24 protein-coding genes are annotated in these 24,529 nt (G+C 32.4%); 9 read left to right on the forward strand and 15 right to left on the reverse strand.

The annotated features are described in order from the left end of the window. Nucleotides 1–3 precede the first annotated feature (3 nt). A complete protein-coding gene (locus Q0876_RS11785) occupies nt 4–1,569 on the forward strand; it encodes a thiol-activated cytolysin family protein (protein ID WP_299228101.1) in 1,566 nt (521 codons plus the stop codon). Between the two features lie 3 nt (nt 1,570–1,572). Here the strand turns inward: Q0876_RS11785 and Q0876_RS11790 are convergent, their stop codons facing one another. Both Q0876_RS11790 and Q0876_RS11795 read right to left on the reverse strand, forming a co-directional pair. Further along, nucleotides 1,573–3,735 carry a DNA mismatch repair protein MutS gene (locus Q0876_RS11790; protein ID WP_299228103.1) on the reverse strand — a complete coding sequence of 721 codons (2,163 nt, stop codon included), beginning with the start codon at nt 3,733–3,735 and terminating at the stop codon, nt 1,573–1,575. A 71-nt stretch (nt 3,736–3,806) separates the two neighbouring features. Continuing rightward, a complete protein-coding gene (locus Q0876_RS11795) occupies nt 3,807–4,679 on the reverse strand; it encodes a cupin-like domain-containing protein (RefSeq protein ID WP_299228105.1) in 873 nt (290 codons plus the stop codon). A gap of 96 nt (nt 4,680–4,775) precedes the next feature. On the opposite strand from Q0876_RS11795, the gene Q0876_RS11800 reads away from it, so the two are divergent. Next, nucleotides 4,776–5,441, forward strand: coding sequence for a uracil-DNA glycosylase (locus Q0876_RS11800; protein ID WP_299228106.1), 666 nt, complete (start codon nt 4,776–4,778; stop codon nt 5,439–5,441). Between the two features lie 18 nt (nt 5,442–5,459). Here Q0876_RS11800 and Q0876_RS11805 read toward each other — a convergent pair whose 3' ends face one another. The 6 genes from Q0876_RS11805 to Q0876_RS11830 form a co-directional block, all read right to left on the reverse strand. Continuing rightward, the gene (locus tag Q0876_RS11805) at nt 5,460–5,666 is read right to left on the reverse strand and encodes a hypothetical protein (RefSeq protein WP_299228107.1); all 207 of its coding nucleotides are present in this window, start codon (nt 5,664–5,666) and stop codon (nt 5,460–5,462) included. 180 nt (nt 5,667–5,846) lie between these two features. Then, a complete protein-coding gene (locus tag Q0876_RS11810; protein WP_299228108.1) occupies nt 5,847–6,704 on the reverse strand; it encodes a substrate-binding domain-containing protein in 858 nt (285 codons plus the stop codon). Between the two features lie 24 nt (nt 6,705–6,728). Next, the gene (locus Q0876_RS11815; RefSeq protein WP_299228109.1) at nt 6,729–7,598 is read right to left on the reverse strand and encodes a nucleoside phosphorylase; all 870 of its coding nucleotides are present in this window, start codon (nt 7,596–7,598) and stop codon (nt 6,729–6,731) included. Next, nucleotides 7,588–8,526 (reverse strand): DUF1835 domain-containing protein, encoded by a 939-nt coding sequence (locus Q0876_RS11820; RefSeq protein WP_299228110.1) that lies wholly within the window; start codon nt 8,524–8,526, stop codon nt 7,588–7,590. Before Q0876_RS11820 ends, Q0876_RS11815 begins: the two co-directional genes overlap by 11 nt. Nucleotides 8,527–8,529: 3 nt before the next feature. Further along, complete coding sequence (locus tag Q0876_RS11825; protein ID WP_299228111.1) at nt 8,530–8,859, reverse strand: translation initiation factor; 330 nt, start codon at nt 8,857–8,859, stop codon at nt 8,530–8,532. Between the two features lie 9 nt (nt 8,860–8,868). Continuing rightward, nucleotides 8,869–9,816, reverse strand: a complete 948-nt coding sequence (locus tag Q0876_RS11830; protein WP_299228112.1) for a 2-oxoglutarate and iron-dependent oxygenase domain-containing protein — start codon at nt 9,814–9,816, stop codon at nt 8,869–8,871. Nucleotides 9,817–9,971: 155 nt separating this feature from the next. Between Q0876_RS11830 and Q0876_RS11835 the strand changes: the two genes are divergently transcribed. After that, nucleotides 9,972–11,972, forward strand: coding sequence for a dehydrogenase E1 component subunit alpha/beta (locus Q0876_RS11835; protein ID WP_299228114.1), 2,001 nt, complete (start codon nt 9,972–9,974; stop codon nt 11,970–11,972). Between the two features lie 6 nt (nt 11,973–11,978). Continuing rightward, nucleotides 11,979–12,293, forward strand: coding sequence for a hypothetical protein (locus tag Q0876_RS11840; protein WP_299228115.1), 315 nt, complete (start codon nt 11,979–11,981; stop codon nt 12,291–12,293). Nucleotides 12,294–12,309: 16 nt separating this feature from the next. Here Q0876_RS11840 and Q0876_RS11845 read toward each other — a convergent pair whose 3' ends face one another. Beyond that, nucleotides 12,310–13,623: a dipeptidase gene (locus Q0876_RS11845; protein WP_299228117.1), complete on the reverse strand. Its 1,314-nt coding sequence runs from the start codon at nt 13,621–13,623 to the stop codon at nt 12,310–12,312. A 79-nt stretch (nt 13,624–13,702) separates the two neighbouring features. Between Q0876_RS11845 and Q0876_RS11850 the strand changes: the two genes are divergently transcribed. Beyond that, entirely contained in the window at nt 13,703–14,119 is a 417-nt protein-coding gene (locus Q0876_RS11850) for a hypothetical protein (protein WP_299228119.1), read from the forward strand. Nucleotides 14,120–14,121: 2 nt separating this feature from the next. On the opposite strand, the gene Q0876_RS11855 is transcribed toward Q0876_RS11850, so the two are convergent. Then, nucleotides 14,122–14,682 (reverse strand): biopolymer transporter ExbD, encoded by a 561-nt coding sequence (locus Q0876_RS11855; protein ID WP_299228121.1) that lies wholly within the window; start codon nt 14,680–14,682, stop codon nt 14,122–14,124. A 585-nt stretch (nt 14,683–15,267) separates the two neighbouring features. Between Q0876_RS11855 and Q0876_RS11860 the strand changes: the two genes are divergently transcribed. The 3 genes from Q0876_RS11860 to Q0876_RS11870 all read left to right on the forward strand — a co-directional run bounded on the left by Q0876_RS11860 (nt 15,268) and on the right by Q0876_RS11870 (nt 18,168). Next, the gene (locus Q0876_RS11860) at nt 15,268–15,729 is read left to right on the forward strand and encodes an Hsp20/alpha crystallin family protein (RefSeq protein ID WP_299228123.1); all 462 of its coding nucleotides are present in this window, start codon (nt 15,268–15,270) and stop codon (nt 15,727–15,729) included. Between the two features lie 129 nt (nt 15,730–15,858). Continuing rightward, on the forward strand, nt 15,859–17,373 hold the full coding sequence (locus tag Q0876_RS11865) for a DEAD/DEAH box helicase family protein (protein ID WP_299228124.1): 1,515 nt from the start codon (nt 15,859–15,861) through the stop codon (nt 17,371–17,373). Between the two features lie 93 nt (nt 17,374–17,466). Then, complete coding sequence (locus Q0876_RS11870; protein WP_299228126.1) at nt 17,467–18,168, forward strand: hypothetical protein; 702 nt, start codon at nt 17,467–17,469, stop codon at nt 18,166–18,168. A 7-nt stretch (nt 18,169–18,175) separates the two neighbouring features. Here Q0876_RS11870 and Q0876_RS11875 read toward each other — a convergent pair whose 3' ends face one another. The 4 genes from Q0876_RS11875 to Q0876_RS11890 are packed head-to-tail and all read right to left on the reverse strand — an operon-like array spanning nt 18,176 to nt 23,300. After that, the gene (locus Q0876_RS11875; protein WP_299228128.1) at nt 18,176–19,582 is read right to left on the reverse strand and encodes a TolC family protein; all 1,407 of its coding nucleotides are present in this window, start codon (nt 19,580–19,582) and stop codon (nt 18,176–18,178) included. An 8-nt stretch (nt 19,583–19,590) separates the two neighbouring features. After that, nucleotides 19,591–20,943, reverse strand: a complete 1,353-nt coding sequence (locus tag Q0876_RS11880) for an HlyD family secretion protein (RefSeq protein WP_299228130.1) — start codon at nt 20,941–20,943, stop codon at nt 19,591–19,593. A gap of 10 nt (nt 20,944–20,953) precedes the next feature. Further along, nucleotides 20,954–22,621 (reverse strand): peptidase domain-containing ABC transporter, encoded by a 1,668-nt coding sequence (locus tag Q0876_RS11885; RefSeq protein WP_299228132.1) that lies wholly within the window; start codon nt 22,619–22,621, stop codon nt 20,954–20,956. Next, a complete protein-coding gene (locus Q0876_RS11890) occupies nt 22,614–23,300 on the reverse strand; it encodes a TetR/AcrR family transcriptional regulator (RefSeq protein WP_299228134.1) in 687 nt (228 codons plus the stop codon). The genes Q0876_RS11885 and Q0876_RS11890 overlap by 8 nt, the downstream gene beginning before the upstream one ends. 166 nt (nt 23,301–23,466) lie before the next feature. On the opposite strand from Q0876_RS11890, the gene Q0876_RS11895 reads away from it, so the two are divergent. Continuing rightward, entirely contained in the window at nt 23,467–23,928 is a 462-nt protein-coding gene (locus tag Q0876_RS11895; RefSeq protein ID WP_299228135.1) for a cold-shock protein, read from the forward strand. A gap of 25 nt (nt 23,929–23,953) precedes the next feature. On the opposite strand, the gene Q0876_RS11900 is transcribed toward Q0876_RS11895, so the two are convergent. Then, a complete protein-coding gene (locus Q0876_RS11900) occupies nt 23,954–24,529 on the reverse strand; it encodes a pseudouridine synthase (protein WP_299228137.1) in 576 nt (191 codons plus the stop codon).

The raw sequence follows: 24,529 nt of genomic DNA on the forward strand, positions 1-24,529 counted from the left end.
ATTATGAGAATTTTACACCAAAACCCTAAAATCTTTCTATTATTAGCATTTATTGCAACTGCTCTAAGTTGTAGTAAAGCAGACGATAGTGATGATAACAATAATGGAAACCCGGAAGCAACCAGCATTAATGAATACATTCAAGGGTTAACTTATGACCCTTCTGGAATGCTCAACGTTAATAATATTGGAGGTAATGGTTATCAATTAAATCTTCTAAATCAAGAGGTATCTGAAGGTTGGCCGTTTAGAGGAAACAAAATAAAATGTACCTCAACTGACTACAAATTAGAGAGAGACTTTGATGAAACAGCAATATTGAGGTATACAGGTGAAACCATATATCCTGGTGCATTAGTTAATATAAATCAAGAAATGCTCAATGGATTACCAGATTCTTTGCAAATTGATAGAAGGCCTATCAATTTGATGTTAGATTTACCTAATATGGGAGACAATGGAAACATTAGTATAGAAAACCCAGCATTTATAGGAAATGTAGAGACAGGAATAGATAATGCCTTATCATGGTGGAACAATAATGCCTATGTTGAAAATCATGTATCGGAGTCTTTTTACAGAGCTTCTAAGTCTTATACTACAAGTCAAATAGGTCTAGAATTAGGCCTTCCTCAACAATGGTCTAATCAAGCTTATTCTAATGAGTTTATACAACAGACTACTCCAAGCCAGAGAGTGGCTTATATGGCTATCAAAAAAGTGTTCTATTCTGTTAATGTTGATGAACCTACTAGTCCATCAAATTTCTTTGCAAATGACGTGACTTTAGAAGAAGTTCAAAGCAAAATGGATGATGATAATCCTCCTGCTTATATAAGTTCAGTTCAATATGGTAAGATTTTTTTATTAAGAATTAGTAGTTATTTAGACACGAACGTAGGTCTAGATGAAGTCTTAAATTATATAGCAGGAAATACCGAAATTGTTGGTGTTAATAATGAAATAGAGACCATTATAGACAACTCCGTAATCAGTGTCATAACCATTGATGAGAATGCTGAAGTTTCTACTGAGACTATTAATTTCAATACACTTTTGCCAGGACCAGGTTCAATAAGCTATCTAACTGAAGAAGGCTCGGCAGTTTATGCACCTACAAATCCTGGAATCCCAATAGCATATCAAACACGATATATAAAAGACAATGCTTTAGTGAAAACAGGTTATACAACAAATTATAATTCGACCTACTGTTCTGAAGATGGACCATATATTCATGATGATGTAACTGTAACAAATGAGTCCTTTCATGATACACGATTTTATATGTCATATCTTCCTCAAAATTCAACCTCTGGTATAACTTTTACTCAGAACTATGAAATTAATCAAGGTGATGATATTAGTGTTTCTGTACCAGATGGAGTCCATGATATAAGGATTTACTTTCAATATCAATATGGAGCAGGAGGTTGGAACGCAATTTATGTTAATTCAGACAATGAAGTAGAATATAGAAATTATATTTATTCAGAAATATGCTACGAATTTGATGGAGGAAATATTTGGGGAGCTCCTTCAGAAGTATATTGGATTAGCTGTAATTAGGAATTATTTAGATTCAACCAATTCCAATAAATCTAAATTAACGTTAGTCGTGAAAAAGCCATAGTTTACTATGGCTTTTCCTTTTTCTATAGAATCAATAGAACCAACAGCTTTGCCATCAAACATTCGTACACGATCACCAACTTTTAAAGTAGGTTTTGGTTTTTCTTCTTTTGGTATCTTTGCTTTTGCAGCTTTTTTCTTTTTTCTAATGACAGCAACTTTCTTTTCAGCTTCCTGTTGGATTTGTTTTTCTTTTGCTTTTTCAGCAAGTTTTTGTTTTGCAGATACTTTTTTACGCTTAGAATTTTCTATTTGAACTAGCTTAAATAATTCTGCCATCAACTCACGTTTCTTTTTATCTTCAAAGTATTTTTCTGAAATATCATTAACTTTTTGGCCTAAATAAATCAAACGTTGGTTGCTGTCGTACAGCTCTTGAAAGTTTTCTAACTTTTTCTGAACCTTAGCATTGATTTCTTCAAGTTTATCAGCTTCAGATTGTTTTTTCTTTTCATTTTCTTTTAATGAACGCTCTGTTTTTTCAAGTTTACTGCGCTCTTTCTGAAGTTTAGCAATAGTTGCATCAAACCTAACTTTACCACGTTCAATTTTCTTTTTAGCCCGATTAACTAAACTATAAGGTATTCCGTTTTTCTGAGCAACTTCAAATGTAAATGAACTTCCTGCTTGACCTAGTGCCAATTTATACATTGGTTCTAGACTTTTTTCGTCAAACATCATATTCGCATTTTGCATGTATGGCAACTCATTAGCCAATACTTTTAAGTTGGAGTAGTGAGTTGTAATTATTCCGTAGGCTTCACGATGGTAAAACTCTTCTAAGAATGTTTCAGCAAGCGCACCTCCAAGTTCAGGATCACTTCCAGTTCCAAATTCATCAATTAAAAACAACGTATTTTTATTGCATTTTTTAAGGAAGTAATTCATTTGTTTTAATCTGTAGCTATAGGTACTTAAATGATTTTCAATAGATTGGTTATCGCCAATATCACTAATAATTCTGTCAAATAAGCAAATATTGCTTTTTTCATGCACAGGAATCAACATTCCAGATTGAAGCATCACTTGAAGTAAACCAATGGTTTTTAAAGTAATGCTTTTTCCACCAGCATTCGGTCCAGAGATAACTATAATTCTGTTTTCTGGATGAAGTACAATTGATTGCGGAAGGGTTTTCTTGCCTTCATTTTTATTTGAGACATAGAGTAGTGGATGAAACGCATCTTTAGCTTCGTAAACTTTAACCTCATTTAGTTCTGGAAGAATCGCATTTAGAGATTGTGCATGTTTAGCTTTAGCATAGATAACATCAAGTTGTGTTAGAAAATTTTGATAGCTTTCTAAAGTATTAGTATAGGGTCTGATGTATTCGGTTAAATTCCTAAGAATTTTATCAATTTCTTCTTTTTCTTCAAACTCTAAATTATTCAGCTCTCTTGCATATTGAAATGTAGCTTCAGGTTGCATGTAAACAATACTGCCTGTTTTACTACTTCCTAAGATACTTCCTTTTACTTTACGTCTGTACATCGCTTTAACAGCAAGCACACGTTTATTCTCAACAACAGATTCTCTAATGTCATCTAAGTAATCAAGATTATGATAGCTAGTTAATGCAGAATTAAAACTCTGATTGATTTTTCCTCTTACCGAATTTATAGACTGACGGATTTGAAATAAGGTATTTGTAGCATTATCTTTAATATCACCAAAGCGATCAATTATAGTATCAATTTCTGAAATTAAGTTTGGAATTATCTCTATTGAAGCGCTATGTTTTGATAACGAAGGGTAATACTCTTCAAACTTTTTTAAGACTTTAGAAATATCACGTATCGTGATTGTAATTGAAACTAATTTCTTAAAACTCTTTGTCTCTAGATATGAATTTTCTATGCCTAAGAGTTTAATTTCTTTTGTGATAGGTTCAAATCCATGATTTGGTATACGATTATCATTATAGAATGATGATACATATTCGTTGGTGTATTTCAAGGATTGAAGCACATCTTCTTTAGTAGGAAAAGGCTTGGTTTCCAATATTTTAAGACGTCCTAAGTCTGTGATACATAGCTCAGACACTTGCTGTAACACAGTATAAAACTCTAAATCATGTAATGTTTTTTCGTGAATACTAATCATTGACTGACCTCCTAAAACTAATAAGTTGCAAAGGTACTTATTAATGATTTAGTAATAAAATGAAATATTGCCTAACGTCTAACACGCTTGCCTTCGTTATTTACATAATGGCACACGCAATTTTTTGAACTGTACAAGCCTACACTATGAAGTTTACGTTTGATAAGTTCTGAAGTTTTCATTTTAAAATTATCAATAGGAGTGAAGGCAAAATTATTTGAGCTTATAGAAATATCTAAGCCGTAAACGCAGTGCCACCATGTTTGAGGAATAAATAACATTTCACCAGGATTGATAATTGTGTACTGCACATTAATATCTTTGAATAGTGAATGTTTCTCTTCGTTAAAATCTTCCATATTTACATCACTCAAGCGAGATCCAGGCTCGTATTTATCACTAGGATACATTTTAGCTGTGTCTTTTGGACTAACCAAAAACACTAACTTTCTGCCTTCAATTAAAGCAAGAATATTATTGGCTAGCCGATCGGTATGCCAACCTGTTAATGTACCAGGAGGACCTATCCAAAGCGATGTTGAATTTCTAACGGTGTTTTTAGATATCAATGAAAAATCAACATGTTCTAAAAGCTCGGGGAACATTTCTGCTATAGGCATATTTCCTAAGTATGTATCTGTTTCAGAGCTACGTATTTCGTTCAAATAGTCTTGAAAGGCACCAAACTGCCAATTGGTATCATTTTGCCTAATGTTACCTTTATACATGTAGGTTTCTTTGTCTTTGCCTATTTTTTCAAAATAATCTAAAGACCATAATTCTCTAGCTTTCCAGTGATCCATCATTTTTGTGATTTTTACTGGAGCATTCTTTTTTATATGATTTGTATAAAAATCATCATGAGAAATTTCTCCTATAGTTTTTATATCCTGAAGCGGATTGTTTAAAATACTCTGAACTCTTTCTATAATAGCTTTAGCCATGACAATAGATTTTACACTAACGAATATAGTATATTTGCAATTACTAATTTATGACATATTTCATATTTTAGACAATATGATTTTTTTTTAGATAAAATGAATGTAGATATCCATCATAGCTGGAAAAACTTACTGGAAGACGAATTCAAAAAACCGTATTTTGAATCATTAGTAAATTTTGTTAAGCAAGAATACAAAACACATACTTGTTATCCTCCAGGAAAGCAAATTTTTTCAGCGTTTAATCATTGTAATTTTGATCATGTTAAAGTGGTAGTTATTGGTCAAGATCCATATCATGGTCCTGGCCAAGCTAACGGATTATGTTTTTCGGTCAATGACGGAATTGCTCATCCACCTTCATTAATTAATATCTTTAAAGAGGTTGCGTATGATATGGGCGTTTCATATCCTAATTCAGGGAATTTAGAACGTTGGGCTGATCAAGGTGTTTTACTACTTAATGCAACGTTGACTGTTAGGGCACATCAAGCAGGAAGTCATCAGAAAAAAGGTTGGGAAGTTTTTACTGATAAAGTCATTCAAATTATAAATAGCGAAAAAGAAAATATTGTTTTTTTACTTTGGGGTGGATTTGCAAAACAAAAAGCAAAGCTTATAAGTCAACACAAACATCAAATATTTACTTCAGGTCACCCATCGCCATTAAGTGCAAACAGAGGGTATTGGTTTGGTAATAAGCATTTTAGTAAAGTAAATCAGTACTTGAGTAATAAAGGTATTACATCAATAGAGTGGTAGAAAAAGAATAGATGTATTTTAACTGCCAGTTGGAGCAAGTTGTCTTGATGATGAAGCTAATTTTTTTGTTGAAATAGAAGCTGTGATAGTTGGACTCGTAATAGTATTTTCAATTTTAGGTTTTTCGGTATATTTTTTCTTGGTTACTTTATTACAACTAAAAGCAAGTAGTATAAAATTTATAACAACTAAAATAGAAAGTGTTAGAGTAATTATCATTATCATATTCTTCTGTTTAAGTCAAGTTTAGTCAGTGATTCGGTATTAACAAATGTAATTAAATTTTTGAAATATAGAAAGTTAAGCGATAAAACATTAATTTTTTGTTAAATTTTTTTCAAAATCACAATTTATATTCCTTTGTAGATATAACAACTAAACCTAGAAAATTCCTACTAAATTCGGTTATTTTAACTTTTCTACTAATTGCGAATATTCAAATTTTTCTGAAATTATATCCAGTTCAAGCAATTTATTTTGAACGGTATTTATGGTCATTTCATCGATAGGGCTTTGTGACCATTCGGTCAAAGACAACCATTCTTGTACATCTTCTAACTTCTGATCATATCTATTAGCGATAGTATGATCTATACTTGGAATGTACTTAAATTCTTGTGTTGTAGTATTAATGATGTCTAATATTGTTTTAACCTCATCTCTATTTGCCTTTAAGAAGTTATTATTAACAGCAATAACAAAACAGGGCCATGGTGTAGGACAATTTGCAATCCGCCTGAATATTCCTTCATCAACTATTGGTTTAGTTGTAAATTTTTCCCACATGAAATAATCGGCAATTCCATTTGTGAGTCCTTCAACTGCACCATCAAGATTTTTAATCACTTCAAAATTGAGATCAGTTTCAAGATTCCAATTATTGTTTTCGGCATTAATAAAAGCCATTAGATGTGAGCCAGAACCATACCTGCTAATTGCAGCTTTGGTGCCTTTTAGATCTTGAATGGTATTATAATTTGAATCATTTGCAACATGAATTCCCCAAATTAAAGGTGATTCCACAAAGGTTTGTACTATTTTACTCGGGTTACCTTCTATGATGTCTTTAATGATGCCTTCAGTAAGGATCACTGCCATATCAATTTCACCTTCACGCAATCCTTTATTCATTGCACCTGTACCACCAAAATAATCTTTCCATCTTAGGTTAATTCCTTCGGTTTTATATTCACCATTTTTAAGTGTTAAATACCAAGCTAAATTAAAATGTTCAGGGACACCTCCAATATTTATAGTTTTCAATATATTTTGCTGTTTCTTCGTCAATTATAATACTAGTTTATCTAACGTATAGATGATTAAGTTGTTAACACTTTTTTTTGGATTTTCGCTAAATTCACCTGTTGCTCTATTTGCTATAATTGCATTCATTGAAATTGCATTGTGATTTAACAAAGCGGCTAGACCATAAATGCCAGCAGTTTCCATTTCTAAATTTGTTATGGTCAATCCGTTATAATTAAAACTCGCTAATTTATCATTAAGTGCTGCATCTTGAACTGGCAACCTAAGTACTCGACCTTGCGGACCATAAAAACCAACATTAGTTGCAGTAAAACCACTATAAACTATTGAGGAGTTCATTTTATTAAACAAGGCGTCACTAGACTTCACAACATATGGTTCAGATTTAGATTTAAACCAGTTGGTATGTTCTGATATGGCTTTTGAAATAGCTTCATGTTGCACGTGAGAGCTTTTATAGAAGTGTAACAAGCTATCAAAACCCACGGCATATTTACTTGCTAAGAACGAATCTATAGGTATTTCTTTTTGGATAGATCCTGATGTACCTATTCTAATAATATCTAAACTTGTAAGCTCTTTTTTAAGTACTCGTTTATCTAGGTCAATATTTACTAGAGCATCCAACTCGTTAAAGACAATGTCGATGTTATCTGTTCCAATTCCAGTAGAAATTACACTAATTCGCTTTCCTTTGTATCTTCCTGTTTGTGTATGGAATTCACGCTTCCTAATTTTTACTTCAATTGAATCAAAGTGTTTAGTGACATGTTCAACTCGGTCTGGATCTCCAACAGTAATAATTGTATTAGAAATGTGTTCGGGACGCAAATTAAGATGATAAACGCTTCCGTCAGGATTGAGTATTAATTCTGAAGCTTTAATAGGCATTAATGTTTGTTTTTACAAGTTTATTTTGAGCTTTATTAAACTGATAGTCTAGACGGTTAATTCCACCAAAAGTCAAATCATTATTCAGCTCTAAAGAGATATTATGAATTTTAATTAGCGCTTCATGTCCTTTTCTATTAAGACGTATTTGATTCTCAGCCTCATCAAAAAATAATGCTAGTTTATCTATCATACGTTCAAGCTGAAGATCACCATACCCATAATAACCTTGATAGTTTAAAATATAACCCAAGAGATGGTGTCTTGATTTTACGTCTTTATCTCGAATGATCTCTAGCGTGTTCTTTTCGAGAATACTAAGTCCGCTTTTAGCATCTGGAAATCGTCTCAAATGCGCTTTTAAACAATTGCTCATGTATTTAAATGAAGACTCACGTGTTATGTATGGCTTGAATAAATTATGATCTTTACCACAGTAGGTTCGCCATAGTGAGAGTGCAAGCTCCTTGTCATCATCTGTTAATCTAACTTTCTGGTGATAATGTTGCAGCAATTGTTCTGGATTAAGTTCACATAAGCCCTTTAAGTTTTTCTCTCCTTCAATTCTTCCACTACAAACCAAATAGAGCGGAAGTGTAATTTCTTTTTGATGAATTAAGCTTAAAACAGCTATAAGGTTTATGTGGCAAAACAAGTCGTATTCAAACCACAATACAATTTCATTATAAGCTTCAATATGATCGAGTTTATTTAGTTCTTTATTTAACTCATTTTCATTCAATTCAATGTTATAATAGTCATTTAAAAATTGTTTTCTAACAGTTAAGAACTCATTTGAATTGATATTGGCTATAGTAGGACCTTCGCAAAGCATTTCCTGCCAAGTTAAGATGTCTCCTTTTATGTCTAATTCTGTAATGTAATCTGTTAAAGAATTACCATTTGTGATATGAAGTGTTTTACTCATAACTTAACCACCTACGCGTTTAACAGAAAACCCTTTGTCTTTAAGTATTTCCATGATTTTATCTCTGTAATCTCCTTGAATAATGATTTTATCGTCTTTAAAACTTCCACCTACGCTAAGCATTTGTTTTAGTTCTTTTGCTAGTAATTTAAAGTCTTTATTTGCACCAGTATAACCTTCTAGTATTGTTATAGGCTTGCCTTTACGCTTTTCATATTTGCAAACTATAGGGTCGTCTTGTAACCAGATACCACTTTTTTCATCAACCTTTTCTGTAGTTTCCTCTGAAATATGATCTGGAAATAAGTTTTTGAGTTGATCTTGTAAATCCATTATAAAATTTTACTTTTTAAGTCCTAATTCAATAAGGCGTTCATTTAAAAACTCACCAGCAGTAATATCTTCAAATTGTTTTGGATTTTCATCATCTATGCAGCTATCTAACACATCTAGTTTCATTTCGCTTATTGGATGCATAAAAAATGGAATTGAATACCGCGATGTTCCCCAAAGTTCTCTAGGTGGGTTCACAACACGATGTATAGTTGATTTAAGTTTGTTGTTGCTATGTCTAGAGAGCATGTCACCAACATTAATCATTAATTCGTCTGGTTCTGCTATTGCATCGATCCACTCACCTTTATGGTTTTGGACTTGTAGGCCTCGACCTTGAGCACCCATTAGTAGCGTAATCAAATTAATATCTCCATGAGCAGCGGCTCTTACCGCATTTTCTGGTTCTTTCGTAATTGGAGGGTAGTGTATTGGTCTTAAAATTGAGTTTCCATTATGAATGTAGTCATCAAAATAGGTTTCTTCTAGGTCCAAATGTAAAGCCAATGCTCGAAGCACATACTTAGCTGTTTTTTCAAGCATTCCATATGTTTCCTTTCCAACAGTATTGAAATCTGGTATTTCCTCAACAAATACATTTTCAGGATATTCTTTTGCACGTTCTGGATCATCTTCTACATACTGTCCAAAATGCCAAAACTCTTTAAGATCGCCTTCTTTTTTTCCTTTCGCACTTTCCTTTCCAAAAGAAACATAACCACGTTGCCCACCTATGCCTTCTATTTCATATTTGCGCTTGGTTTCTAATGGTAGATTAAAAAAATTCTTAACCTCATTATATAATTTATCAACTAAAGCGTCATCTAAAAAGTGTCCCTTTAATGCTACAAAGCCAATATCTTCATAAGCTTTCCCGATTTCATTAATAAATTTTTGTTTTCTATTTGGGTCACCTGAAACAAAGTCTTCTAGGTTGACACTGGGTATTCTATCCATTATTTTGATGTATTTAATTATAACTACAATACTACAAAAATAAAGAAAACCTAGGTAATTTCATATTACATAAACTTGGTCAAAAAAAACAAACATTAAAGACATTTCAATCAATTTTTAATTACATTTGATTTTTAAATACAATACAACTGAATATGCTGACTTCCACAAGGAGTACGATAACTTTCGATAAGAAGAATTTAGACAACCAAACGCTTTTAAAGTTATATAAATCTATGCTTAAGCCTAGGTTAATTGAAGAGAAAATGCTCATTCTATTACGTCAAGGGAAGATCTCAAAATGGTTTTCTGGTATTGGTCAAGAAGCAATTTCTATTGGTGTAACTTTAGCAATGAATGATGACGAATATGTATTGCCTATGCATAGAAATTTGGGGGTATTTACGTCAAGAAATATCCCACTACACAGGTTGTTTAGTCAATGGCAAGGTAAAGCTAACGGATTTACCAAGGGTAGAGATCGTTCGTTTCATTTTGGAACTCAAGACTATAATATCGTAGGAATGATATCGCATCTTGGTCCTCAACTAGGTGTAGCAGATGGAATAGCGCTGGCTAGTTTATTGAAAAATAAAAAGCAGGTTACAGCAGTATTTACAGGTGAAGGAGGTACAAGTGAAGGTGACTTTCATGAAGCGTTGAATGTTGCATCTGTTTGGCAATTGCCTGTTTTGTTTTGTGTTGAGAACAATGGCTACGGATTATCTACACCAACAAACGAACAATATCGATGTAAAGATATAGCAGATAGAGGCAAGGGTTATGGGATGGAAGCTTTTGTTATTGATGGAAATAATGTGGTAGAAGTTTATTCAAAAGTTAAAAAGTTAGCTGAAAGTATTCGAAAACGACCAAGACCAATATTACTAGAATTTAAAACCTTTAGAATGCGTGGTCATGAGGAGGCAAGTGGCACAAAATATGTTCCTAAGGAATTAATGGAAGAATGGGCTAAAAAAGATCCTTTAGAAAATTTTCAAGCCTTTTTAAAAGACGAGAAGATTTTAACTGAAAAACAAGAAGTTGCCATAAAAGAAGGAATTGTTCATGAAATTAATGAGAATCTAAAATTAGCATTTGATGAAGATCCTATTGTTCCAAATGAAACTATTGAATTAAATGATGTATATAAGGATTTTGAATACCAATCTATTACGCCAAGCGAAAATACGGAAGAACTGCGTCTGATTGATGCTATTTCTGTTGGTTTAAAACAATCTATGGAACGACACAAAGATTTAGTAATTATGGGACAAGATATTGCTGAATATGGTGGTGTTTTTAAAATTACGGAAGGTTTTGTTAAGGCTTTTGGGAAAGATCGTGTGCGTAATACACCAATTTGTGAGTCGGCAATAGTTGAAGCGGCAATGGGATTGTCAATTGCTGGTATGAAAGCAGTTGTCGAAATGCAATTTGCAGATTTTGTTACTTCTGGGTTTAATCCTGTTGTAAACTATTTAGCAAAGTCTCATTATCGTTGGAGTCAAAATGCAGATGTAGTTGTTAGAATGCCATGTGGCGCTGGTGTTGCAGCTGGCCCTTTTCATTCACAAACCAATGAAGCTTGGTTCACTAAAACTCCAGGATTAAAAGTAGTATATCCTGCTTTTCCATACGATGCTAAAGGCTTATTAGCTTCTGCAATTAATGACCCTAATCCAGTATTATTTTTCGAACATAAGGCGCTATATAGAAGTATACGTCAGGAGGTTCCAACAGATTATTTTACTTTGCCATTAGGTAAGGCTTCTATATTAAGAGAAGGTAATCAAGTTACTATTATCTCTTATGGAGCAGCTGTGCATTGGGCTTTAGAAACTCTTGATGCTAATAATGATATTCATGCAGATGTTATAGATTTAAGAACATTACAACCCTTAGATACAGAAACCATATATAGTTCTGTTGAAAAAACAGGTAAGGCAATTATTCTTCAAGAAGACTCAATGTTTGGAGGAATTGCTAGTGATATTTCAGCTTTGATTATGGAAAATTGTTTTGAACAATTGGATGCTCCAGTAAAGCGTGTTGCTAGTATGGATACACCAATTCCTTTCATTAATCAGCTTGAGGATCAATACCTAGCAAAGGGCAAATTTGAAGCTGTGTTAAAAGAATTACTAGCTTATTAAGTTCATATGAGTAAAGCACAATATGCCATAAAGGGATTTAATTATGCAATGATATGTGTTGGGCTTATTGTATTGTTTATCATTCTACAATCGTTGACCAATTCTCAAGTTATTACAATTGAATCTTATGATATTGCTAGTGGATTTTGCATATTACTAACGTTCTTCTTTACTATTTCGGGTTTTATTTATAGTATTAAAGGTAGAAAAGACCCAAGGTCAATAAAAAAAATAATTGGCATTATCTTAAATTCAATTCTTATTACATTATTAATTGCTACAGTAGTTGCTAATATTATTGATTTAGTGAAGCTAACTTAGTTACATTAAATCAATATTATTTTCTTAGCGTTTGTGCTATGGTTTGAACTTCATCTAGTACTCTAAGTAAATTCCCACTCCATAGTTTGGCGATTTCTTCTTCAGTGTAACCACGTTTAACTAATTCTAGAGTTACATTAAATGTTTCAGAAGCATCACTCCAGCCTTCAACACCACCGCCTCCATCAAAATCACTGCTTATCCCGACATAATCCACACCAATTTTTTCAACTAGATAATCAATATGATCTACAAAATCTGACACATTCACTTTAGGTGGGAAATCTTTTATGGTTTTAGCTTTTTCATCAGCTAACCGCTTCACTTTGGCTCTTAAATTGTAATACGCTTCTTGTTCTTCGTCTGGTAATGCTTTGATTTCCTCTCTTTCCAACCAACGATTTCCTAAAGATTTGGCAATAGTTTCATAAATAGGCTTCAATGCTTCATTTCTAGTATCATTTTTTTCTTTGTTTACATAAGCTTGAAAAGCTACAGTTTGAATAACACCTCCGTTTTCTTTGAACCATTGTAACTGTTCATCATCAAGATTCCTACTGTGATCGCATAGGGCTCTTGCTGAAGAATGAGATGCTATTATTGGTGCTTTACTCAACTGTATCATTTGTTTAATTGCTTCTTTTGAAGGGTGAGATACATCTATCATCATACCTAAACGATTCATCTCTTTGATCACTTCCTTTCCTAAATCACTTAAACCATTATGAAGCCAGAGACCATCTATTTCTCCAGTATTACTATCACTTAATTGACTATGACCATTATGCGATAAAGACATATATCGCGCTCCAAGGTTATAGAATTTTTCAACATTAGTAAGATCATTTCCAACTGGATAACCATTTTCAATTCCTATCATTGCGACCTTTTTCCCTGATTTTGTTATTCGCTTTACATCATCAGAATTAAGAGCCAATTCAATTTCATCAGGTGCTATATCTTCAACTAATTTATGTATGGCGTTGAACTTAGCCATAGCTTTATTATAGGCGTTTTCAAAGCCTTCATGTATTAAAGTATCTTGCCCAGTATAAACAACAAACCATGCAACATCTAGACCTCCAGCTTTCATTTTTGGTAAATTTACTTGAGATTCTAAGTTTTGAGTATAATTAACTGAATCAGTGAAATTTTTAATATCTATATCACAGTGTGTATCTAATGTGATTACGCGTTTGTGTATATCTTTGGCTTTTTGGATTAACCGAACAGATTCGGTATTGCCATCAAGATCATTGATAGTATTACCATTATCTTTACATGAGTACATCATAATTATTAAGAAAAAAGAAGGAAAAAATAATTTCATGAAATTTGTTTTAATTAAGACATGAAATTACGAAAAGTATTATTTACTCGTAAATAGAATCAAAATCTTATATTTATCTATGTGTTCTAAAATTATGTATGCGTTTGTCTTGGTTTGTTTGCTATCTTTCAATTGTAGAGAAGAGGAGGCAAATGTTTATGAATGGAAAACCATTGAAGTTACAGCCACTGCATATAATTCACTTGCTTATCAGACGAGTTCAAATCCTCATATTACAGCATTTGGTGATAGTTTAAAGCCAGGTTTAAGATACATTGCTGTTTCAAGAAATTTGCTCAAAGAAGGTTTAGTTCACAACACACCAGTTAAAATTGAAGGTGTTGAGGGTACCTATCTTGTAAAAGATAAAATGAATAAGCGTTGGGTAAATCGTATTGATATTTACATGGGTACAGATGTAAAAGCGGCCAAAAATTGGGGTAGACGTAAAGTTAATATTAGTTATAGAGTTGAAAAAACTAACGATTCACTGTAATTTTATCTTAGTTCTGCTTCAGATAAAATAAATGGGTATGCCATTCTTACTTTTTGTAATTCCTCTTTTGTTAAGTCTTTAGTAGGTTTATCAAAAACTGAATTGGCATAAGTATTTCTCAATTCATAATAAGCTTGCGTTAATTGATCTTGAACCTTAATGTAAAATTCGTAAGAGGTTTGTTTGTCATTTTGTAGTGAAATAACAGCCTTCTTTGGGTTATCTGACGATGTTGATAAGCTTAAACCATCACAATGAGAGCAAGTTCCATCACCATTATTGCTTAAAAAATTCTTAGTAATTGATTTAAGTTCATCGATCTTAATAATGCGACCTTCAACTAATAGCTCATCTTTAGCATTAACATGTATTTGCAAAATATTTCTTTGATTTATATTAGTGTTACAATTGGTATCAGTCGGACAAAGTTCAGGTAGTTTCCTATTGATGCCTTTATCGTTTGGTATCACTGCAGTAACAAGAAAAAAGATAAGCAACAAAAAAGCAATATCTGCCATAGATCCTGCATTTACTTGTGGCATGTTGTTTCTAGAGGTCCTCATGAGTATGGTTTTAAGACGTTTATATCTTAACCTCAAGAATAATACCACAATGCATTATATTAAAAAATGGTGTTTAAGAGGTTCCTCTTAAACACCATTTCTTAATTTAAAACTAACTCTAATCGTTTTATGATTTTACGGTTTCTAAATCGTCATTGACCGTATGCGACGTATTGATAATTTTCGTTAATGCTTTCATGGTAGATTGTTTTTATTGATTGATGAATTGCAATAGAATTATTATCTATAGCGTCTTTTTTGATTCCAAGTGAATGTTTTAGTTTCTGTGGATACACTTGTTAATTGATTACTGTTTAATGTTCTCATGATTATTTGTTTTTTAATTGATGTTATACTTAATAGACGCCATGTAAGCATAAATGTTACAGTACTATGCATTGCAAAGTAGTAATTTAACAAAAATTAACAATTAAAACACTGTATATCATAGCTTTATAATGGATAAAAATGACATCTTGACTTTTATTATTGAAAAAATGTCAGAGATTATAAGCTGTAAAAGTTTTGGTATCTTATTTGTTTTATAATAGAATGAATTTATGTTTAACTTAAAATTGATTTACAATGAGTACTTTAATTAAGTCGCCATTAAATGGCTCGAACAGCTCAACTCAAAATAGTTTATCATCTTGGGTTGACAATTTATTTGAAAATGGATTAGGAACTGGATTTCTATCAAATTTCAATACAGGAATAACATTGCCTGCAGTTAACATTAAAGAAAATGCTGAAGACTATGTTTTAGAATTGGCAATTCCAGGTATGAAAAAATCAGATTTCAATATTGATATTGATAACAAGGTATTATCGATATCAACTGAAATTGAAACAGAAAATGAAGAAACCAATGACACTTACACGCGAAGAGAGTTTGGTTACTCATCATTCAAAAGAACATTTTCTCTACCTGACACTGTAGAATCAGAACAAGTAAAAGCAACTTACGAAAATGGTATTTTATGCATTACTTTACCCAAGCGGGAAGAGGCTAAACAAAAGCCTCCAAAGCGTATCGAAATTTCATAATAACCGTAAGAAATTACTAAGAGGAACAAAAGTTCCTCTTTTTTTTGTCAATTGTTTTTAACAATATGCCTTGATAACCTTATAAAATCTTAATTTTGTAAGAATTTTTTTTTCAGAAGCTATTAATTTATGTCATCAACCTTAGAAATAGATAACCAAAATTTCACCAAAAAAAGTCTCTACGATTATCAAATTGCAGATCTAAACCGCATTTTTGATGTCCTAGAGAATGCTCCAGATAACTATAACCTACTATATCAACTACCTACAGGTGGAGGTAAAACGGTTATATTTTCTGAAATTGTAAGACGCTACATAAAAAAACACCGAAAGAAAGTCGTCATTCTTACGCATCGTATTGAATTATGTAAACAAACGTCGAAGGTATTGAATGGTTTTGGTGTGAATAATAAAATCATAAACAGTAAAGTCAAAGAGCTACCAGACCAAGATCAGTATGAGTGTTTTGTTGCAATGGTAGAGACTTTGAATAACCGACTCAATGACGAAAAGCTAAAACTTGAAGATATAGGTCTAGTTATTATTGATGAAGCGCACTATAATTCGTTTAGAAAATTATTCAAGTTCTTCGACAAATGCTTCATTCTTGGAGTGACTGCAACACCGTTGAGTAGCAATATAAAGTTGCCAATGAAAGACAATTATAAAGAATTAATTGTTGGTGATGATATAGCTACTCTAATTAAAAATGGTTTTCTAGCCACAGCCGAAATGTATAATTATGACGTATCCCTTAATAGCTTAAAGATTGGTATTAATGGTGATTATACCGTAAAATCGTCTGAAGCGTTATATACCAATGCCATGATGCAGGGCAAATTGTTGTACGCCTATGAAGAGCTCTCAAAAGGTAAAAAGACATTAATCTTTAACAATGGTATCAATACATCAAAAGAGGTATATTACACTTTTAAACGCGCAGGTTATGATATCAGACATTTAGATAATACGTGTACCAAACAAGAGCGTAAAGACATTCTAAAGTGGTTTAAAAATACACCCAAAGGTATATTAACATCTGTAAGTATTTTGACTACTGGTTTTGATGAGCCTTCAGTAGAATCTATTATTTTGAATCGCGCAACACGATCATTAACACTTTACTTTCAAATGATTGGTAGAGGTTCTAGAATTCATGGCGATAAAAGTAAGTTCACAGTGGTTGACCTCGGTAATAATGTTGTGCGGTTTGGTCCTTGGAATCAGCCAGTAGATTGGCAACATATATTTAAAAATCCAGACTTTTATTTAGAGAATCTTAGAAATGATGAGGATATAGAGCGTGATTTTGTTTATGTGATGCCAGAGGTGCTTCGAAAACGATTCAAAAAATCTAAAGATTCTAATTTTGACATTAAAGAAGAATATAAAAAAGTAATTAGACAAGGCGAAAAATCTATGAAGGCTATTGAAAATTCAATTGCCCAACACTCACAAATGTGCATTGAGAATAGTGAAGATGTCTTTGAAGCCAGGGATCTTGCAAAATTACTTCATGAAGATATATGCTATAGAATCAAGCAGTATTGCTATTGTATTATGAATAGCACAAAAAACTACAAAGATTGGTTACTCGAAGAGTATACAAGAAAATTACGACTAAGCTTCAACGGTAAGTTTTAACGTATTATTAAAATTTTTAATAGTTAAAGTCGTTATTTTCGTATTAGGAATGGTTTTTGATTTTCAATTACTATTATTAGATAAGATCATCTTATGAAGCTAAACATATTAGTCTTATTATTTATTTGTGTAACATTTCATGCTTATGCACAACCTGATAGTGAGCAAAAGTCTATAAAGATTCCTGCAAAAGAAACTAAAGAAAAAGATTCAACACCTTTACAATTTGAAATTAAACCAAATCAAAAAGTTGGCATAACAAACACTAAAAAAAACATTGATGGCATTCCAGTTAAAGTTTTACCATCATTAAAGAAACCAAAAAAAGAATTTTCAATGTTTGACGATAATGGTTTGCGTGATCCAGGTGAAATTTTTGAAAAACGTTATAATGCAAGAGCTGTAGAGCAAGGTTACAAAATAGAATCTATGCCAGATCAATTTTTGGGAGATGTTAGAATTAACGGAGAATTTGCTAATATCATGTGTAGAGACCATGAATTTCCTGATGGAGATATGGTTCGTATTTTCGTAAATGATGAAGTTTTTATTCCTTCATTAGTGCTTGCTTCTGGTTATAAATCGTTCAATGTACCTCTTAAACAAGGTATAAATAAAATTGTGTTCCTGGCCTTGAATCAAGGTGATTCAGGACCAAATACAGCAGAATTTAAGGTGTTTGATGACAATCAAATGCAAGTGTCTTCAAAACGATGGAATCTTCTTACTGGAGTAAAAGCCACCATTCTAGTAATAAAAGATGAAAATATGCCTAAGCTCAAAAAGAGCAATTAAATTTCATTTATAGATTTACCAAATCACGAGAAAGACTATTGAATAGTTTAGCCTTAGCTTTTAAAAATTTATTTTGAAGTTCTATAGCTTTCAACTGAGAATCTATAAGACTTTTCTCTCGAGAGTTAATTAAAAATATAGAGCTCTCTCCAAAACTAAATTTACGTTCTTCAGCATTTAGCATTGTATTGTAGTCGTTTACAATTTCTTCAATAAGCTGATTTTGAGTTTCAAAAGATTCCAACTCTCTATAAATTGCAGTCACTTTATTTTGGATTGCAATTTTGGCATTATCAATTTCAAACTGTACATCTTGTAATTTAAACTTTGCTAGTTTTAAATCGCCTCTTTCTTTCCTTAAAAATAATGGAAATGCTATATTAAATCCACCCTTATAAGTATTTGAATTAAGCGATCTGGCTATATCTGGATCTTCAGTAAGAAAGTTGTATTGTACATCAACTTTTGGTAAAAGCTTATTGGCTTTTAAGCGTTTATCAACCTCTAGACCATCATATTTGTAGCCTAACGAACGTAACTTAGGATGGTTTTCTAAAACAAACTCTGTTAGTGGTAATCCAGAGATTTCTAACACCTCATCTATACGATCTTCAATAAACGCATCAGGAACAACATTAGGTTGGATCTCTACAGGAATATTATCATTAAACCACAAGAATGTAGATAATTCTAATGAAGCTTTCATGAATTTTACTTTAGCTTGTTCTAAACCAAGCGATCTGTTTTTTACGGTTATTCCAGCTTCAATGGAATCAATTTGAGCCTTATCGCCATTTTCAACACTACGATTTACGCCTTGAAATCTTATTCTAGCATTCTCTAAAAATTGCTTGTAAATTTGTGTTTCGTTATATGCTTGTAACCAATTAAAGTAAGCCAGAGAAGCTTCGTACAAAATTTGGTTAATTAGCATTTCTCTATCAGCTTTGGTTTGCTCTCTGAAAAACTTAGCCTTTTTCAAATCAGCCATGCGTTGGTTAATAAATAAACCTTGACCTAAAGATGCACTAATTCCAGCACTATAGAGGCCATCATCGGGTAAGAACGCTTCAGGATTCAAAAATTCGCCATCATTTTGCTCAAAATTGGCTTTAAGTTCAATACCATACCAAGTTGGTACTTTAAATGTGGCATTTAACTGATCGAAATACTCTGTGTTTTTGAATTTTTTCCTATTGTGATCGACTTCGAGCTTTGGATCGAATCCGCCTCTGGCTCTCATTAAATTAGCTTGACCAACTTGTATGGTCAATTCAGCTTGCTTAGCAATAGGATGGTATTTTTTTACATAACCTAAATACTCGCTAAAGCTTAATGTTATTGAATCTTGTGCTTGTTGCGCATAAGAGAACATAACCATAAATAAACATACGATACTAAAATACTGTCTCATTTTGACCATTATTTTTTATCAGTTTTTGTTTTTGCATCTACAGGTTGATAATAATTAGGAGGGAAGCCGTTTAATTTACGCCATAACTCAAACCAAATAGGAACATCTTCCAGAAGCGCTATTGTCATAGCACCAGAACCAACACGAATATCTTTCGGCCATTTGTGATCAGACTCATCTGGAGCTAATAAAACTCTAAACTTACCATTATCACTAATAAAATTCTCAATGGCCACCACTTTTGCACCATAGGTACCATAGGAAATGTTTGGCCAACCACTAAAAATAATTGCAGGCCAACCATCAAATTGTACACGAACATCTTCACCTATATGTATCAAAGGCAAATCTATTGGGTCTACAAAAGTTTCTACTGCCAAGTCATAATTAGCAGGCATGATACCAACTAATCGATCACCTTCTTTGAATGTTTCGCCAATACCACCAATAATAGCTTTGTTTATGTAGCCGTTTTGAGGCGCTCTTATATAATATAAATCATTACGCATTTCGTAATTTGTGAAGTCACTTTCAAGCTTCGTAACTTGCGCTTCTGAATCAAATTGATTAGACTCTGCAGTAAACTTATCGCTTTGTGCTTTAGATATCTTATCTGTATATTCAGCTTTAATTCTATTAATCTCTACTTTAGCATTAATAACCTCATTTTTAGAGGCTAAGAACTTATTTTCTTGCGAGATCAACTTGGCTTGTGCTTCTTGAAATTTAGATTTCTTCTCTTCTAATTCTGTCAATGATTTTAAACCTTCGTCATACAGGTTTTGAATAGCTCCTATTTGTCGCTTAGCAATATCTAAATTGATCTTTTCTGCTTCAAAATCTATACTATCACTTTTTACCTTAAGCTTAGCTTGTAATAATTTATTATCTGCTTGCTCAAGTTTTAATTTGCGCTCTGTAATTAATGCTCCAATTTGATTATTTAGGGCATTCACCTTTGAACCATAAGAGGTTACTGCGGCTTCTTTAGCTTTGATTTGCTGTCCAGTACGATCAACTAGATTAGGATCAAAATACTCATTTTTGATTTCTGAAATGAATAGAATAGTATCGCCTTTGTTTACGTAATCACCTTCACGAACAAACCACTTTTCAATACGTCCAGGTATTGGTGATTGTATGGTTTGTGGTCTTTGCTCTGGAGTTAGTGTAGTTACATTACCGCGACTATTGATATTTTGAGTCCAAGGTAAAAACATGATGATAATGCCCATTATTGCAAAGGCAAGTAAAAAACGATTGAAGTGCTTGAAGTGTCTTTTGTGAAACACTTTTTGACCAGACTTATAAGGCGTTAAGTCTACTGTTTTATTTAGTTTATTGTGAGAAATATTTAGCATGATAACCTTATTAGTTTAATTCAATTTTACCGTCTTCTAAGCTAATCACTCTTGTGCATTTTGTTTTCCAATCCTTGTTATAGCTTACCACAATTAGTGACCAAGGGTTGCTTGTATCTGTTAAGAACGTCATTATTCGTTGCGCCTCTTGTCTTTCAAATTGCTCTAATGGATCTTTAAGTAATAAAAGCTTTGGCTTTTTTAAAATACTTCTGGCCAGAACTAATTTTTTAGAAACTGTTAATGATAAACGTTTTCCTTCTGGATATAGAATTGTTCTCAAGCCTTGTGGTTGCGATTTGACAAATTCGACTAGGCCTGTTTTTTCAAGAGCCCAATCAATATCATTTTGAGTTATTGTCTCATCACCAAAAGTTAAATTTTCTCTTATAGTACCTTCAAAGGGAGATTCTTCGGGAAGCGATTGGCCAATCAAGCTCCTGTATTCATTAAGTCTTATTCCGCTCAACGCTATATTATTGACATAAACCGTTCCCTTTGTTGGCTCAATAATACCTGCAATAAGTTTGAGAAGTGTAGATTTTCCAGACCCATGAGAACCATGAACTAATATTCGATCTTTAGGCTTTATGGTTAATGATACGTCTCTAAGAATTGGTTTCTTCCTATCAGGTACATTATAATCTACATTCTCTAATTCTACAGTAAAACTTTTACCTTCATCATCATTTATAATATCACCATCTTGAGACTCTAGATCTTTATCAACGACCTGAGCCAATTTTTCGATAGAAGTCAAGACATCGTAAAACGATTCTAATCCAAGAATTAGTTTTTCAACAGAATTGATTACTAATAGAATGATGATTTCTGCTGCGACAAACTGACCTATATTCATTTGCTGATTTAGAACCAGAAAGCCACCTATTACTAATAACCCAGCAGTGACAAGAATCTTAAAGCCAATGAGTTTCATGAATTGCAAGACCAAAATTTTAAAATGTCCTTCTCTTGCATCTAGATAATCTGATACCAATTGGTCATTCTTGTTAAGTGCTAAACTCGTCCTTCCAGAAAGTTTAAAACTCAATATTGAACGAGCAACTTCTTGTAGCCAATGTGCAACCTTATATTTTTGCTTTGATTCGTCTAGACTAGTGTCTAATCCCCGTTGAGCAGAAAATTTAAAGACGACATATATTAAAAGAATAAGTAAAATGCCGTAGATGATAAAAAATGGATGATAGAATGACAATAGCATCAATCCAAAAATGATTTGTAATAGAGCTGCAGGAAAATCTACCAGTATCTTTGATAATCCTTTTTGAATAGTCAATGTGTCAAAAAAGCGGTTTGCTAATTCTGGTGGATAATAATTACGCAATTCGCTCATTCTTATTTTAGGGAAACGATATGCAAATTCAAATGAAGACCTAGTAAATATCTTTTGCTGCACATTTTCAATAATACGCATTTGCATTAGCTGCAATATACCTACGAAAGCCACACCCAATGTTACTAAAATCACAAGCACGATCCACGATGAACTGATTTGTGCACCTTGGATAAGATTGATAATAGCTTGAATTCCAAGAGGTAACGATAGGTTTACTATTCCAGCAAATATGGCATAATAAAATACTTGCTTGATGTCTTTTCGGTCTAATTTTAGCAAACCAATAAGACGTTGCCATGAGGTCAATATATTTTTAGGCATTTTTTGAAGTGTTTAAAGCATTAAAAACTAAATGTTTGAAATAGTCTGAAGGTTGTACTTCATTTGAGCAATCTGTTAAAGACTTAAAATGGTCTTTTAAAAAATGTTGATGCAAAGCGCCTTCAATTACTGTGCTTGATAAGCTATGCGGAAACTTATAATGTGGATTATACTCTATCATTATATCACGTAATCGAGTAACTAAACGTTTATAAATAGAAAAATAACCTTCTTTGTTTTCAATATCTACCTCTTTAGTCAGATAAGATTTTGAATATTCATTTATTATAACTCTATTAAGTATAACTTCATCAATATGCTTGAATGTTGAGTCAGATTTTATTGTACGTGTGAGTATATCTATAGCAATTTCAAGCTTACTTTTTTGGTTTTGTACATTGTTAGTAGAAAACACCAATTGATACTCCAACCATGCCCAATACCAAGATGTTAAATAGAGTAGTAGTTTGTGTTTACTATCAAAATAACGATATATTGAACTCTCATTTGACCCAATGATATTGCCTAATTTTTTAAATGTGAAACTGTCAAAACCAATTTCATCAATAAGCTTGATGCTATGCTCAATGATACGCCTTCCTAAATCTGAGGACTCTGGATCTTTCAAATAGATCTTATCATTAATGTTAATCTTAATGTTTGAAAGTAAAGTTTTCATTTTAAAATTATTTACACGCAAATATAATAGTATTACTATTAATTAGATGTTTTTTAACATATATTAACTAATATCATAATTTCATAACCAAAAATTCATACAGATAGTTTATATTTACAATGGTTGGTGTTTAATACCAATTCATAAAAAAAATTATATTTTAAGAATGGCAAAGTCTCAACAGACATTTAACAAAAGTGAAAAAGAAAAAAAACGTTTAAAGAAGAGAGAAGAAAAGCGGAAAAAAATGGAAGCGCGTAAGCTTGAAAAAGAAGAAAAAGGCACTTCAGAAAGCATCCCTTTTGCTTATGTAGACCAATTTGGAAATCTTACCGATACACCTCCTGATCCTGCTAATAAAATTAAAGTCAAAGCCAAAAATATTGTTATTGGGATTCCTAAAAAAGAAGATTCTGAAGAGGAAGCGTATGATCCTATCCGTAAGGGTAAGGTCTCTTTCTTTGATAATTCAAAAGGATTCGGCTTTATTATAGATACAGAAGATCAAGAAAAGTATTTTTGTCATGTAAGTGGTTTACTTGACGATATTCAAGAAAATGATAAGGTTCAATTTGAATTAGAAAAAGGAAATCGTGGTATGAATGCAGTTCGCGTAAAGTTGATATAGATTTTTTTAGGAATTGAGCTCAACTTTAAATAAGCTTATCTAACTCTTTCACTTCGCCAGGTTTTAGATCGAGCAAGGAAATATTTCCAACTCTTACGCGTATTAGTCGTAATGTTGGGAACCCAACCTTTGCAGTCATTTTGCGTACTTGTCTAAATTTTCCTTCGTTTATTGTGATCGAAATCCACGATGTTTTCCCATGACGTTCATCACGAATTTTTTTTGCTCTTTCAGGAAAATTTGGAATTTCAGATATCTTAAATACCTTGGTCGATTTGGTAGTATAGGTTTCACTTTTATGACTTAACAATACACCAGTTTTTAACTGTTCTATTGCATTAACAGTAATTTCACCATCAACTTGAACATAGTATTCCTTTTCTGTTTTTGAACTAGTAATATGATTGCTTACTTGTCCGTCAGTAGTCAATAAAAGTAGCCCTTCAGAATCTTTATCTAAACGACCAATCGCCATACTGTTTTTTGGAAATGGGTACAATTCTCCTAAAAATTTTTTGTTGCGTTCGTGTTTAGCGTTAGTATGAAATTGGCTTAAATACCCATAGGGCTTGAAAAGCTTGAAGTGGCGATGGTTTATCAT

Source organism: uncultured Psychroserpens sp. (assembly GCF_947503375.1).
GTDB lineage: Bacteria > Bacteroidota > Bacteroidia > Flavobacteriales > Flavobacteriaceae > Psychroserpens.